This is a genomic window from Halodesulfovibrio sp., from assembly GCF_025210605.1.
Classification (GTDB): Bacteria; Desulfobacterota; Desulfovibrionia; order Desulfovibrionales; family Desulfovibrionaceae; genus Halodesulfovibrio.
This window is the reverse complement of record NZ_JAOARI010000035.1, coordinates 76,825-91,180: the sequence shown is the minus strand read 5'-3', so window position 1 is coordinate 91,180 and position 14,356 is coordinate 76,825. Positions and strand designations below refer to the sequence as shown.

Genomic DNA, 14,356 nt, shown 5'->3' with positions numbered 1-14,356 from the left:
GCGGGGGTAAACAGAAAGCTGACTACAATGGCAGTCCGTTTGTTTCTAAATCTTCTTTAAGCACTCGTCTTATTTCGTTCCCGACAGGACCGGGGCGAACATCGCTGATAGGCTGTCCTTCGAAACGGACAATTGAGATACAGTCGGATGTTGTGCCGAAAATAAGAACTTCTTTTGCTCTGTAAAGATCATCTTCACGTACTGCACTGAATTCAATTTTTATCTTGCTCTGCATAAGTTCTACAGCGCGCATGATGGTTGTTCCCACAAGCGCGTTGGAAAACTCAGGCACAACAAGTGTACCTTCCTGATTAACAAGAGCAACGTTTTCTGTTGCACCTTCAGCAATGAAGTCGTCTGCATCAAAGCTGAACGGGAAGTCGTAGCCGCGCTCGTCTGCTTCACGTTTCATGAGCACATTTGGGATGTAGTTTGCACTTTTTACCCGTGCCATGTGTGCCGGTTTTGCAGGAATGGATGAACGGAACGCAGTAGCCCCTTTTTCAAACCATTCAGCAGGTTTTGGCTTCAGATTGTAGGCTACGATATACAGGCTGCTTACCGGACACTCTTTGGGGTCGATGCCGAATCCACCCGGACCGCGTCCTATGATGATACGCAATAGACCGTTTTCGGTACCGGCTGCTTTTGCTACATCAATGGCAAGTTCTGTAAGTTTTTCCCATGTGCATGGTGGCGAAAGATGTAATCCTTTTACGGAACGCTTCATGCGATCGATATGTGCATCAAGCTGATACAGTTTGCCGTTTACCCATTTAATGCTTTCAAAAACGCCATCTCCCCTGTGGGCGAGGTGGTCGTCCATAGGCAGCAGCATGAGTCTCGGGTTTTTACAAATGCACCCGATTCTATGCTCGTAAAAGGCAAGCACATCGCGCTCTCCGGCACGACGGCTATTCAGAATTTTAGATATGTATTCTTCTGTATCACATACGTTCACCACGGTTGCTTTCTCCTAGTCGAATACGGTTGTATCTTTTACGCCAAGAAGATCGCGTTTAATCAACTCTTCCGCAATCTGCACGGTGTTGAGTGCAGCACCCTTACGGATATTGTCAGCTACGATCCACATGTTCAAGCCGTTTTCAATAGTTTCATCTTCGCGGATGCGTCCCACGTAGGTGTCGTCCTGTCCTGCGGCATCAATTGCCATCGGATAGATTTTTTCACCCGGATTATCAAGCACAGTAACACCCGGTGCTTGAGTAAGAATAGCACGAGCTTCCGCCGGAGTAATTTTCTGTACAGTTTCGATGTTCACGGATTCGCTGTGACCGTAAAATACAGGAATTCGTACACATGTTGCAGTTACTTTTACAGAAGGATCATTGAAGATTTTAACGGTTTCGTTAACCATTTTCATTTCTTCTTTTGTGTAATCATTATTCATGAAAACATCGATCTGTGGAAGTGCGTTAAACGCAATCTGGTATGGATATACTTCTGCTTCCGGTGTCTGCATGTTGAAAAGCTGACGAATCTGGGTTTCCAGTTCGGTAATTGCTTTTTGACCGGAGCCGGATACTGCCTGATAGGTGGAAACAACAATGCGTTTGATCTGACCATTGTCATGCAGCGGCTTGAGCGCAACCATCATCTGAATTGTAGAACAGTTAGGGTTGGCGATAATACCGTTGTGCGTATCAAGTGCTTCCGGGTTTACTTCCGGCACTACCAGCGGACAACGATCATCCATACGCCATGCGCTGGAGTTGTCTACAACAACACAGCCAGCTTTTGCTGCGATAGGTGCAAATTTTTCAGATGTGGAACCACCGGCGGAAAAGAGCGCAATATCAACGCCTTCAAAAGAGTCTTCAGTCAGCTCTTTGACTGTAAGTTCACCACCCGCAAACGGTACTGTGGTGCCTGCGGATCGTGCAGATGCAAGGGCAATAACCTCGGTAGCTGGAAAATCACGACCTTCCAAAACGGAAAGCATTTCCCGCCCTACAGCACCAGTGGCACCGACAACGGCAACCACTAAACGATCTTTACTCATTTCAACTCTCCTTGGCACATAGAAATTAGGTAACTAGTTGGCACTATATAACGAAAACCGCCATTTTCGCTTTATGCTGCCCCTTTTTGTATTAAAAACTCAGCCATTTTCCGATCTATTCCATTGATATGATTAAACCACCAGTCAGTGAGGTAGTCTAAAAGCTCAGGAGTAATATCTGCTTTATCATTCAGATAATCTAGCAGAAACCCAATTGCATTGGAAAAAAACTCTCTGTGCTGCTCAAGGTGCAATTCGAAATCTGGAATTTCATCACTGTACGCGCTCATTAACTTAACTTCAGTCTCAAAGTGTATATGCGCATAGTCATTCACTTTATGAATGAGAGAGCATAGAACAGAGTTTTCTTCTCCGTCCATGTATGCGTAGTACAGGGTATTAATGATCTGCGTCAGTTCGGCATGTTGTTCATCGATTACAGCAATGCCAGTATTCATTGAAGAGTTCCATTCGAACGTCGCCATGCATATCTCCTGAATAGTATCCCTTATGGAAAGGCTAGGTGTTCCTTATCAATATACTTTCACGGCGAGACAATAGGACAACACTGCCAGTAATTCAATCAGTAATATATCATGTTGATATTAATAGCGGTTAACAAGATACGCGCCGCATATAAGCATTACAAGACCAAGAGCACGCATAAGTGTTACAGGGCGTAGCGGGTATCCAACAATACCGAAATGGTCGAGCACTACCGATGCGAACAGCTGACCGCAGATAAGCAGGGAGATCATGGCGAGAGCACCAATGCGCGGGGCAAGGTAGGTTAATGTGGTTACCCCGATGGCACCAAGCAAGCCACCGAGCCATGCATACCACGGTACTGTAGAGGTGGTGAGTGCCGGAATGGGAATGCGGCTTGCGAATACAAAGAAGCTTAAAACAATTGTGCCTACTGCGAAGGATATAAGCGAAGAGAGAGGCGCGCTTTGGCTCCAATGTAAAGTAACCATGGCATTCAGCCCCATTTGCAGAGGCAGAAATGTTCCGGCAAATAGCGCAAGAATAAAGAGGAAAGCATGCATAACCGAATCCCTTTGGCGTAAAAAATTCAGCCGTAAGAGGCTGGCTGATTACTCATAATCAGCCAGTTCCTTGTTTTTTACATTGTAGCTGTATGTTGCTGTTAGCTTTTCTTCCTTGATGCGTTATGAGCAAAAAATTTATTTCAACGATGAGCAGTTACGCCTTTACCGTACTCTTTTTTTACTTCTGCCTTGTAAGGAGAAAAAGCTGTCGAGAATCTCTGTGTGGTTACGTCAGCAACGCAGCTTAGTATCCCCAGGCTGCTCGAAATCAGCTTTGCGTAAAAGAGCAGCAGAGGTAAGCAGTTGGGTAAAATACCAGATACAGATGCAGCGGCAGGAAAATCTGCGTTATGCTGATGTTGCCAGTGCTTGAACTATAGGAATATCTGCCTCAAGAAACCCGAGATTACATGCTTCTTCCGGCATAACCCATTGCACGGTATGTCCTTCTTGGGGCACAAGTGTACCGGTAAAAGCCGTTATGTGGAAGAAAAGAAGCGTAACAACAAGCTCTTCGTATTCATGGGTGACAGTCTGCCAATAGCTCCATTCAGTAGGCGTAATATCCAACTCTTCCTGAAACTCTCGAATTAGGGCTTCCTCCGGCGTTTCGTCCGGCTCTATCTTACCGCCTGGGAACTCCCAGAAGCCGCCAAATGGCGCATCCTTTGGTCGGCGGGCAGCAAGATATCGGTCACCGTCCCACACTATACCGGCAACAACGGTAATAGACTTCTTCATACTTAGCCTGCCAGCGTTTCGCGCTGTTTTTCCAGTTCTGCAATTTCCATCTCAAGTTCGCCCATTTGTTCCATCAGCACTTCACTGTCATTTTGAAGTTGTCCGAATCGTTTGAGGGCTTCCTGCATGTCTGCTGATTTTGCAAAAAACTCTGGATCAGCCATGTTGGTTTCCAGTTCGCCTTGTTCTTCAAGCATCAGCATGAGATCATTTTCCATTTTCTCGTACTGCTGCTGTTTAGGCTTGAGCTGCTTGTAAATTGTATTGCGAAGTTCTGCCTGCTCGCGCTTCAGACGTTTTTGTTCTTCTCTGCTAAGACCACCGCCTGCGGTTGCTTCTTTTGCTTTGCCGCTGGCAAGGGCATTCTGTGCCTTGCGATACTTGTCGTACTCGTCAAAACCACGTTCGTGTACAGTAAGCCCTTCAGGTGCAAGACTCCAGAGCTGGTCGGCAACTTCTTTCAACAAGTAGCGGTCATGCGCTACCATCAGAATAGTGCCTTCAAAGGAAGCTAACGCTTCAATCAACGCTTCGCGTGACTCAAGGTCAAGGTGGTTTGTCGGTTCGTCAAGAACAAGGAAGTTACAGCGGGAAAGGAAAAGGATAGCCATCATCAGACGGCTTTTTTCACCACCGGATAACTCTCCCACAACACGTTCGAAATACCGTTGCCCAAGCATAAAGAGACCAAGGACAGACATGAGTTCTTCTTCTGTAGTCTTCGGGTCGGAAAGGCGACGGATTTCATTGAGCACGGTGTTCTGTGCATTCAGAGTATCCAGCTGATGCTGGGAGAAGTAGCCCATCTTTGCCTTGGAAGCCATCATGATAGAACCGTTGTTCTTTTCCAGACGTCCGGCAAGGAGCTTGAGCAGAGTAGATTTACCACAGCCGTTTGGACCTACGAGAGCAATTTTTTGTCCGCGGTACAGTTGAAATTCTAAATTTGACCAGAGTGTAACACCATCTGGATACGTGAAACCAAGGTCATTTACGCTGAGAATAAGTTTTTCTGCCGGAGCAGGTTCCGGCCATGCAAAAGCAAGGCTTTTACGCTTGGTTTCAAACTTGATTGTATCAAGCTCTTTTTGCAGGCGTTGCGCCATCTTCTGTTTGGAGCTTGCCTGCCGTGCTTTGTTGGCTTTTGCTTTGAAGCGGCGCACAAAATCCATGTTATGCGCGATATCTTCCTGCAATTTGGTTGCTTCACGCTCTTTTTGTGCTTCAATTTCTTCCTGAATCACAAGGAACTGCGAAAAGTTGCCTTTGCGGAAGGTTGGCTTGTTGCCGCCAAGGTATAAAATATGACTGCCGACTTTATCCATAAAGATTCTGTCGTGCGCTACGAATATGAGCACGCCCTGATAGTCCAGCAGGAAGTTTTCCAGCCATTCTACGGCATCAAGGTCAAGGTGGTTTGTCGGTTCGTCAAGAAGCAGAACATCTGCCCCTGCGGTAAGGACTCGTGCGAGCTTTGCGCGTTCGCGCCAGCCACCGGAAAGTTCCTTCATGGACTTAAGCCACTTGTCTTCGCTGAAACCAAGACCTGTTAATACAGCTTTTGCTCTGTGTTCTGGATTGTGACCGTATATCTGTTCCAGTTCTGCCTGACGAACTCCAAGGCGTTTGAGGGCAGCTTCATCCTGTGCCTGACTTGCTGCTTCCCATTCTTCCCAGAAATCGTTCCAGTCGGGCAACACTTCCAGTACCCAGCTGAGTAACGGCAGGGTTAATAATGATTCATCCAGCTCCTGCTGAACAAAGCCCAGACGGCAGTTTTTAGGCAGTAATACGCGTCCTGAATCTACAGAAACCATACCGGCTACCATTTTCAGAAGAGTCGATTTACCGCACCCGTTAGGACCACAGACGCAAAGGCGCGTACCATCCGCAATATCTAAGGAAAACTGAGGGATGATTTCGTCGCCACCGTAAAATTTGGATATAGTATCTAGTGTTATGCTCATAATGTTCTCGTGAGATGCTTCGATAGCAGATGATGTATTGAAAGACCAGTAAGCTGTGACTGGCAGAGCACACTATAATTCTGACAGGTACTATACTGGCTTTGATATTTTGCACGTAAAAAGAGGTGCATGGTGTTATTTTTAGAATTTCTAAAAGTGGCTCTGTGTACCTCTTTTCCCTTGTTTTTCCGTTTCTTGAAGCGATGTTCGCATCTGTATTGGCGCACGTTTTGCAATTGCTGTTTTGACAGAAATTCCACATGGGAGGAAACGTCATGCAAAGCAGTGTGTATAGCGCCTTGTTCGGTGCTCTTACAAATGAACACCGTCTTAACAATATCAGTAACAATTTGGCTAACATAAATACAACAGGCTATAAGCGTGACCAACTTGCCTTTAAAGATACCTTTGTCATGTTTGCCCACGATCAGATTATGGAGCCAGTAGCTAACGTACGTTCGGAAAAGCTTTTTCCTGATCCAAAACTGATGGCAAAGCCGCGCATTGCGTTGGCGCAGACTGACTTTACCCCCGGAGCGGTAAAGGTCACCGGAGGGCCGCTGGATATGGCTATCCACGGAGAAGGATTCTTTAAAATCCAAACTCCTGACGGTGAATACCTGACTCGTAACGGAAAATTCCGTCAAAGCGCTGACGGAACGTTAGTTACAGACAGAGGATATCCGGTAATGGGGGACGGAGGTCCCGTTGAATTGCCACGCAACGCACATATTGTTGTGGGAAGCAAAGGTGAGATTTACGCAAACAACGCACAGGTTGCCCAGCTTCAGGTGGTAACATTTGATGATATGCGCGGACTGGAAAAACATGGGCAGAACATGTTCAGAGTTCGTGAAGGTGCAGATGTAGCAGAACAGCCTGCGGCACTTGCCACTGTTCAGCAAGGTGCGCTTGAGTCTGCAAACGTCGAGGTTGTTTCAGAAATGGTAAACATGATTGAAGCACATCGTCAGTTTGAGGCCTATACCAAAATTATGAAAACCAGTGGTGAACTGGATAAAAATTCGACACAACGCCTGGGTAAAGCCAGCGCTTAGTTCTTCGGAGGATTCTAGATATGATGCGTTCCCTTTGGACCTCTGCGTCCGGTATGTATGCCCAGCAGCTTAACATTGATACTATTTCTAACAACCTTGCAAACGTAAACACCATCGGCTTCAAAAAGAGCCGTGCAGAGTTTGAAGACCTTATGTACCAGTCCATGAAAATAGCCGGTTCTCCAACTGGTGATAACGGACAGGTACCGACACCGGTTCAGGTGGGTATGGGGGTTCGTCCTGCCAGCGCACATAAGTTCTTCTCTCAGGGTGATTTTCAGAACACAACAAACCCGCTTGATTTTGCTATCGAAGGCGAAGGCTTCTTTCAGGTCGAGGTTAACGGCGAGCTTCGTTACACCCGCGCAGGTGCTTTCAAGCTGGATAAAGACGGCACAGTAGTAACGTCTAACGGTTACAAATTGCAGCCTGAATTTGTTGTTCCGCAGAACACCAAAAGCATCACCCTCGGTGCAAATGGTCGTCTTGCTGCTCTCGATGCTCAGGGCAACGAATTAGCTGGTGCTGATGTTCCACTTTACTCTTTTATTAACCCTGCTGGTCTCGATCCGCTTGGTCGTAATATTTATTCCGAAACAGAGGCATCCGGTCAGGCCACAGAAAGCGTTCCGGGTGAGGATGGCACTGGTACCTTGGCTCAGGGCTTTCTTGAGATGTCCAACGTTGAAGTTGTTGACGAGATGGTAAACATGATCGTCGGTCAGCGTGCTTACGAGATGAACTCAAAAGCAATTCAGACTTCAGACTCTATGTTGCAGCTTGCAGCACAGCTTAAAAGCTAACTGATAACTCTCGGAATATCATATGCGTACTGTATTTGTCTTTTCCGTCAAACAGGCAGTGCTTTGCTGTCTGGCTATGTTAATGGCGGCAACAGCAATACCTGCTGTAGCAGCAGAGGCTGACTGGAATTTTACCGTGCTTCCTGCCGCTGTCGTGCATGGAGATACGGTGTTGCTGGGTGAGATTGCAAAACCATCCGGAAATATTTCCAGTCAGTCATGGCAGAATCTTGCCCAGACAAGATTGTGGCAGGCACCGCAACGAATCGGACGTCCTATGGCTATTACTCGTCCGAAGTTGCGTAATGCTTTGCAGCGATATCTTGGACAGTTGGCAAGTAAAGCAATACTGCCCGGTTCCATAGCTATTCAGCGCGGCGGTAAAGTTGTGCAGAAGAATGACCTTGCACAAATGGTTACACGCTCCATCACCAATGCCACACAGCAGTTGGAAGGTGAAGCAGTGTTACGCGATATGACTATTCCTAGCTTTATCTTTCTTCGGGATTCAAAAAACAGACTCGACATTGAGCCACTCCGTACTGTGCAAGCAGGTCGTATCGGAATCCGTTTTATGGAACTTGATCCGAACGGGCAGGTTGTACGTCGGGTAAATGGCGGTGCATTTCTGGATTTGTGGGTAACAGTTCCTTGCGCTGCGGTTCCGCTTAACCGGAACGATATTTTGACACCGGAGCATATTACACACCAGCGTAAAAATTTGGCGTACTTGCGTGGAGAGGCGTGGGATGGTCGGGGAGGACCATACCGTGTGACGCGAACCCTTGGTGCCGGAACGCCTATTTTTGAAGGGGATCTTGAAGTTGTTCCCGTCGTTGCGAAAGGTTCTCGCGTAGACCTTATCTACAAAGGAAAGGCTGTCAGATTGTCCGTAGTTGCAAAGGCAATGGCAGATGGACGTGTCGGAGAACTCATTCCGGTTCGTAATTTGCAAAGTAATAGAAAAGTTTACGCAACTGTGTTGGACGACAACACGCTGGTTATTGAAAAAAATCGCTAAAAGCCTTGCTGTTAGCTGATATTACAAAGTTTTTGAGTACGAGGTATTCCATGAATGTTCGTTTTTACACCGTCATCATTCTGGCAGCGCTAATGCTGACAGGGTGTCAGGCTGCCAAGGAAAAGCCTGTTCCGACTATGCCGATGGCAACACCGCCGGAATTGCTTACACCGGAAATGCAGAGAGCAAATCCCGGATCACTTTTTCAGCCTAGCAATGCAGACTTTTTGTTTGCAGACAACCGCGCCCGTAGAGTCGGTGATATTGTTATGGTGAACATTGTGGAAAATGCTACAGCCAAAAACAAAGCGGATACCACAAGTGATAAAGATTCTTCCATTAATCTTGGTATAGATGCGTTTTTGGGCAAATCTTCAATACCGTTGCTGGGCAAAATCGAAAATCCGATGGTGAAAGCATCCGGTAAAACCAACTTTAAAGGCAAGGGTGAAACAACCCGCGAAAACAAATTTACTGCAACTGTAGCTTGCCGTGTGCTGAAAGTAAGCCCCGGTGGTTTGTTGCAGATTGAAGGTGTTCGCGAAACACAGGTGAACGATGAAACCCAGTACTTGATGCTTACCGGTCTTATCCGTGCCCGTGACATCGGCGACAGCAACAGCATTCTTTCAACGCAGGTTGCCAATGCCCGTATTAAGTACTTCGGCGAAGGTGTAATTGCAGACAAGCAGAAGCCGGGTTGGGTTACACGCCTTATGGATACCGTGTGGCCGTTCTAGGATAGGTAAAAAGTATTATGAAACGTATTCAACACATAGCAGCATTATTGATTTTAGCATTTGTTACAGCAGTTCTTGTTCCTCAGTCTGCCAGTGCGGTGCGTATCAAAGATATAGCTGACTTCGGCGGCGTCCGCGATAACCAGCTTGTAGGGTATGGTCTTATTACCGGTCTTGGTGGCACAGGTGACAGTTCATCTTCAACCTTTACCACCCGTGCAGTGGTTAACATGTTGGAAAAAATGGGCGTGAGCGTAAGCCCCCGTGACGTTAAGTCTAAAAACATTGCAGCGGTAATGGTTACTGCCAGTCTGCCGGTTTCCGCTAAACCGGGTTCCCGTATCGACGTAACAGTATCCAGCCTTGGTGATGCAAAAAGCCTGCTTGGCGGTGTGCTTTTGATGACTCCGCTTAAAGGTATTGATGGACAAGTGTACGGTCTTGCACAGGGTGCTGTTGCAATCGGCGGTTTTTCTGCCGAAGGCAAAGCGGCAAAAGTACAAAAAAATATCACAACCGTGGGACGTATTCCTAACGGTATGAACGTGGAACGCTCTGTTCCGTTTAAGTTCAATAGTCAGGAATCGTTGACGCTGAATATGCACAACGGCGATTTCTCCACTACAAATCAGGTTGTAGAAAGCCTGAATCAGGCAATTGGCGGTAATTTTGCCTTTGCCAGAGATATTTCCACAATCACTTTGGATGTGCCTCCACAGTACAGAAATAATATTGTGCCACTGATGGCTGCCATTGAAAATATCGAAGTGACTCCAGACCAGAGAGCGCGTGTTGTTGTTGATGAAAACACTGGTACCGTTGTTGTCGGTAGCAATGTTCGTATCTCACCAGTAGCAATTGCTCATGGTTCCTTGCAGATTGTTGTTCAGGAAGACGAAAAGGTTTCTCAGCCTAATCCGTTCTCAGAAGGTGAGACTGTAACAACTCCGCAGACTAACTTGAAAGTGAAAGAGCAGAACAAGCGTCTTGTTCTTGTAGAAGGTGCAACGCTGAAAGAATTGACCGAAGGTTTGAATGCCATCGGTGCAACACCGCGTGACCTCATCTCTATCCTTAATGCCTTGAAAGCAGCCGGTGCGCTGCACGCGGAACTGGAGGTAATCTAACATGGTCTCCCCTGTTGATTCTGATCTTGTGAATGCTTCTATAGGAGCACAGCAACTTAAAGCGAAATCTAACCAGCTTACCGCCCTGAAAGGGGGCGGTGCTGGTGAAGATGCCAAGCTGCGTAAGGCTGTGGAAGGATTTGAAGCCATTTTTATCCAAAAGATGTGGCAGCAAATGCGGGACACTGTTCCTAAGAACGGCATGTTCCATAGTCGCGAAGAAAAGATGTGGCAGGGTATGTTCGATCAGGAATTGTCTGTAAAGATGTCGCAGTCCGGTGGAATAGGGTTATCTGACATGCTGTATAAGCAGCTGACAGAAAAACTCGGTGATGCCAGCCGTAATACGCATAGTAAAGGTGGCACACCGGCACCTGTCCGCGATCTTTCAGCCGATGATATTTCGACAAAAATTAAAGCGCTTGCAGATCGCAATGGTCCTAAGGGCAGCATCGGGGACGCAGACCTGTATTCTCCGCTGGATGAGGTCGATGAACAGGAAGTAGAGGTTGTTGCTGAGCGTCCTGTGAATACCAATCTGCACATGATGTCAGATAAAGAAGTTGCAGACACTGTTGACGAACTTGAACGTCAGCTTGAGTTGGAAATTTCGTCTGACCCAGAAAGAATATTGGAGCTGCAAGCCAAGGAAGCACAAAACGTTCAGGCAATGGCAGAACCGGCTCGTACGCAGAGCCAACCTGCTGTTGGTGATACGGCTTCAATGAAGATTGATGCTTCAAATAATGTTTCACAATTTATTGGTATGGGGGGACCTGTACCACCTTCTCCTGACATGGCGACAATTAACTGGCCGCTACCGGGACCTATTTCTTCCCCGTTTGGTTGGAGAAAAGACCCGTTTACAGGAAAGAAAGCGTGGCACAGCGGTGTTGATATCGCTGGCAAAGTTGGTGATTCCGTTGCAGCTGCATGGGATGGAAAAGTTATCTTTTCCGGTGAAAAAGACGGCTATGGAAAACTAGTTGTTTTGGAACATCCCAATGGGTGGCGCAGCTACTACGGGCATAACAGCAAACTGAACGTGAAAGCGGGCGAGACAATCGCAGCTGGCAAGAAAATTGCTGAGGTAGGTAGTACAGGACGTTCTACAGGACCACATCTGCACTTTGAAGTGCGGCAGGGTGAGCTTGCATGGAACCCTCAACAGATCAGATCTCGCCTGATGGCGGGGCTTCCCATCGGTCGGGTAACCTAAAAGGAGACACCATGTACACAGAAACTTACCAGAATTTACACCGTCAGCAAAAAGCACTCGAAGTTCTTGAAACATTACTTGCGGAAGAGTTTGCCGAGCTACGTGAGCGCAAGCCGGAATCTATTACCGCAATTGAGTTTTCTATTCATGAACTTATGCGACAGATTGCAAATGAGCGAACAGCATTAAAAAACACAATGGGCGGGCAACGTCTGGCAGATGTTCTTCAAATTCTTGCAGATGAAGAACAGGCAGAATTGAATGGCTTGCTGAAACGTATTGATGCGTTAGAAAAGCGCTGTTCCCGTCAGGCATCTATGAATGCAGAGCTTGCTCTTGCACTTCATGACCAGAGCCAAAGTTTGCTTAGTCATCTGCAAAATCAAATTCAACCACGCAATCACGCTACCTACGGAAAAACCGGAGCATACACGCAAAGTCGTCCGGAGGCCGTATTAATACACGGGAGACTCTAAATGGCTATAACCTCGTTACTCAATTTAGGCGGCAACACCGTCTACACTCCTCCTAAGGACGTTAAGTCTACTGATACCAATATTCCGGTGCGTAATCCTAATGCGGTTGCGCCACAAGAGCATTACTCCGGTCAAAAATCCGGAATCTACTACCTGCCGGGACTTATGAACATCAGTACGGCTGGTAACGAGGTAATCTCTCGGTTTATGGAACAGGTTGAGTTGCAGAAAGTTGGTCGTACTTCTGATTTTGCCCGTTGGGACAGCCAGAACGATATGCTGACTACTGTTGATTCTATGTTTGCGACAGAAGACGCATTGGGCGCACAGGATAGCATCAGTCGTTTCTTTAACAACTGGAATAGTCTTGGGCAGAATCCTCAGGATGAGGCTGCCAGACAGGATGTTCTTTCCAGTTCTGAATCCATGATGCAGATGTTGCGCGGTCAGCGGGAGACGCTTACAGCCACATCCAGAGCACTTGCTGAAGCTGTTCATGAATCCCTCGCTGAATTAAATGAAAAACTGCAAGCGCTGGTAGATATAAACGCACGTCTTGCAGCACCTGAAAATGCAGGTGGTCGCGCCGACCTTATTCGCGAGCGCAATGCCATTGTGCAGGCTATTTCCGAAAAGCTGGATATAGAAACAAATGTGAACGCACATGAGCAGATGCAGCTCTCTACACGTTCAGGATTTGTCCTTGTGGATGCAACCAGTGCGTATACATTGCAGCTTAGTGAGCCATCTGTTGCTTCGCGTCTTACCCCTGCTTCTACCTTTGATGGCAACGTGACATTTTCCGGTTCATCTTCCCGTGAAGTGACATTGGAAATTACACAAGGCGGTGCTGTAGGGACGGGTGAAGTGCGTTTCAGAGCTTCTTTGGATGGCAAACGTTCATGGTTTTCTGATGCAGAAGGTAACGATATTCAGTTTGCTATCGCATCGAACGGCACTGCGCCGTCTGTACAGAGTTTGAATGTCACATTTAATTCAAACGCAGGCATGCTTGCTTCCGGCGACACCTTCGCCATTGTTCCTAAACAGCATGTGACAGGGTTTACGCCACATGGTCGCATTAATCTGACCCCGCAAACTTTTTTTGATGGCAGCGATAACGAACTGCGTATTACAGGCGGGCAGATTGCAGGGCTTATGCAACTGCGTGATACCAAGATTGGTGCCTACGCAGAAAAGTTGGATAAGCTGGCTTCTGTTTTGATTACAGAAGTAAACAAGCTGCATGCACAAGGCGCTTCTACCGTTCCGCAGTCTGAAGTTACCGCAACAAATGCTGTAGTAAATCCAGATGCACCACTTGCAGGCAATAGTTCCGGGCTTGCAACAGGCAAAGCAATTTCAGCCGGAAAAATGACGCTGATTGCTTCTAATATTGAAACAGGAAAGCCTGCGCCGACAACAGCCTATGGCATTATAGATTTTTCCAGCGTTGCGCCGTATGTCCGCGATTTTGATCCGGCAGTTCATTCGTTGAACAATGTGCGTGATGCTATAAATAGTTCTCTTGGACAGTTTGGTTCTGCAACAATTGAAAATTCTATGTTGAAGATTACCGCTGCTGAGAACCACACTTTTTCTTTTGGTGAGGATTCTTCCGGCTTGTTCGCAGCATTAGGTATGAACACCTTTTTTGCGGGAACAACCGCAAGCGACATGGATGTACATGAGCGCGTACGTGCTAATGTGCATGCTATTAATGCCGGAGTAATAAACAATGCTGGTTCTGTTGCACGTGAAAATGGCGATACCGCTAAATCAATAGCGGCACTTAAAGAGCGGTCTTTCTCCTTTAGTACTCCGGGGGAAGCTACCAAAACTGTGAGCGCACGAGATTACTATTCCGCGTTAAGTGCACAAGCCAAAGACGATGCAACCACTGCCTTATACAAAACGCAATTTAATGAAGCCCTGCTACTTGACCTTTCTCGCCAGAATGCCACAATGCACGGCAGTAGTCTGGATGCGGATATTTCTGAGATGACGAGGTTCCAGCATTCGTACAAGGCGGCAGCAAAGCTTATAACATCTGCGGAAGATATGATGCAGGTTATCGCAGGAATGCCGAACTAAAAGAAAACACACTGTAGATGGCGGATTCCGTTAGT

General features: G+C 47.0%; 14 protein-coding genes. 8 read left to right on the top strand and 6 right to left on the bottom strand.

Annotation, left to right across the window (positions count from 1 at the left end):
- Positions 1-22: 22 nt before the first annotated feature.
- The 6 genes from N4A56_RS13925 to abc-f form a co-directional block, all read right to left on the bottom strand.
- Positions 23-964, bottom strand: coding sequence for an aminotransferase class IV (locus N4A56_RS13925; protein WP_295548244.1), 942 nt, complete (start codon positions 962-964; stop codon positions 23-25).
- A gap of 12 nt (positions 965-976) precedes the next feature.
- The gene (locus tag N4A56_RS13920) at positions 977-2,023 is read right to left on the bottom strand and encodes an aspartate-semialdehyde dehydrogenase (RefSeq protein ID WP_293669270.1); all 1,047 of its coding nucleotides are present in this window, start codon (positions 2,021-2,023) and stop codon (positions 977-979) included.
- Positions 2,024-2,094: 71 nt separating this feature from the next.
- The gene (locus N4A56_RS13915; protein ID WP_293669272.1) at positions 2,095-2,508 is read right to left on the bottom strand and encodes a hemerythrin family protein; all 414 of its coding nucleotides are present in this window, start codon (positions 2,506-2,508) and stop codon (positions 2,095-2,097) included.
- Between the two features lie 120 nt (positions 2,509-2,628).
- Positions 2,629-3,072 carry a DMT family transporter gene (locus tag N4A56_RS13910; protein ID WP_295548240.1) on the bottom strand — a complete coding sequence of 148 codons (444 nt, stop codon included), beginning with the start codon at positions 3,070-3,072 and terminating at the stop codon, positions 2,629-2,631.
- A gap of 351 nt (positions 3,073-3,423) precedes the next feature.
- Entirely contained in the window at positions 3,424-3,816 is a 393-nt protein-coding gene (locus N4A56_RS13905) for a (deoxy)nucleoside triphosphate pyrophosphohydrolase (RefSeq protein WP_295548238.1), read from the bottom strand.
- 2 nt (positions 3,817-3,818) lie between these two features.
- Positions 3,819-5,783, bottom strand: a complete 1,965-nt coding sequence (abc-f, locus tag N4A56_RS13900; protein WP_295548236.1) for a ribosomal protection-like ABC-F family protein — start codon at positions 5,781-5,783, stop codon at positions 3,819-3,821.
- 275 nt (positions 5,784-6,058) lie between these two features.
- On the opposite strand from abc-f, the gene flgF reads away from it, so the two are divergent.
- From flgF to N4A56_RS13860, 8 genes are read left to right on the top strand one after another with little or no spacing between them, the layout of a single operon-like run.
- Positions 6,059-6,841 carry a flagellar basal-body rod protein FlgF gene (gene flgF, locus N4A56_RS13895; protein WP_293669278.1) on the top strand — a complete coding sequence of 261 codons (783 nt, stop codon included), beginning with the start codon at positions 6,059-6,061 and terminating at the stop codon, positions 6,839-6,841.
- 20 nt (positions 6,842-6,861) lie between these two features.
- Positions 6,862-7,644: a flagellar basal-body rod protein FlgG gene (gene flgG, locus N4A56_RS13890; RefSeq protein ID WP_293669280.1), complete on the top strand. Its 783-nt coding sequence runs from the start codon at positions 6,862-6,864 to the stop codon at positions 7,642-7,644.
- A gap of 22 nt (positions 7,645-7,666) precedes the next feature.
- Positions 7,667-8,665, top strand: a complete 999-nt coding sequence (gene flgA, locus N4A56_RS13885; RefSeq protein WP_295548233.1) for a flagellar basal body P-ring formation chaperone FlgA — start codon at positions 7,667-7,669, stop codon at positions 8,663-8,665.
- 50 nt (positions 8,666-8,715) lie between these two features.
- Positions 8,716-9,405 (top strand): flagellar basal body L-ring protein FlgH, encoded by a 690-nt coding sequence (locus tag N4A56_RS13880; protein WP_295548232.1) that lies wholly within the window; start codon positions 8,716-8,718, stop codon positions 9,403-9,405.
- 17 nt (positions 9,406-9,422) lie between these two features.
- On the top strand, positions 9,423-10,532 hold the full coding sequence (locus tag N4A56_RS13875; RefSeq protein ID WP_293669284.1) for a flagellar basal body P-ring protein FlgI: 1,110 nt from the start codon (positions 9,423-9,425) through the stop codon (positions 10,530-10,532).
- A gap of 1 nt (position 10,533) precedes the next feature.
- Positions 10,534-11,751: a peptidoglycan DD-metalloendopeptidase family protein gene (locus tag N4A56_RS13870; RefSeq protein WP_295548228.1), complete on the top strand. Its 1,218-nt coding sequence runs from the start codon at positions 10,534-10,536 to the stop codon at positions 11,749-11,751.
- Between the two features lie 11 nt (positions 11,752-11,762).
- Entirely contained in the window at positions 11,763-12,227 is a 465-nt protein-coding gene (locus N4A56_RS13865; protein WP_293669287.1) for a flagellar protein FlgN, read from the top strand.
- Positions 12,228-14,321, top strand: a complete 2,094-nt coding sequence (locus N4A56_RS13860; RefSeq protein ID WP_295548226.1) for a hypothetical protein — start codon at positions 12,228-12,230, stop codon at positions 14,319-14,321.
- Positions 14,322-14,356 lie beyond the last annotated feature (35 nt).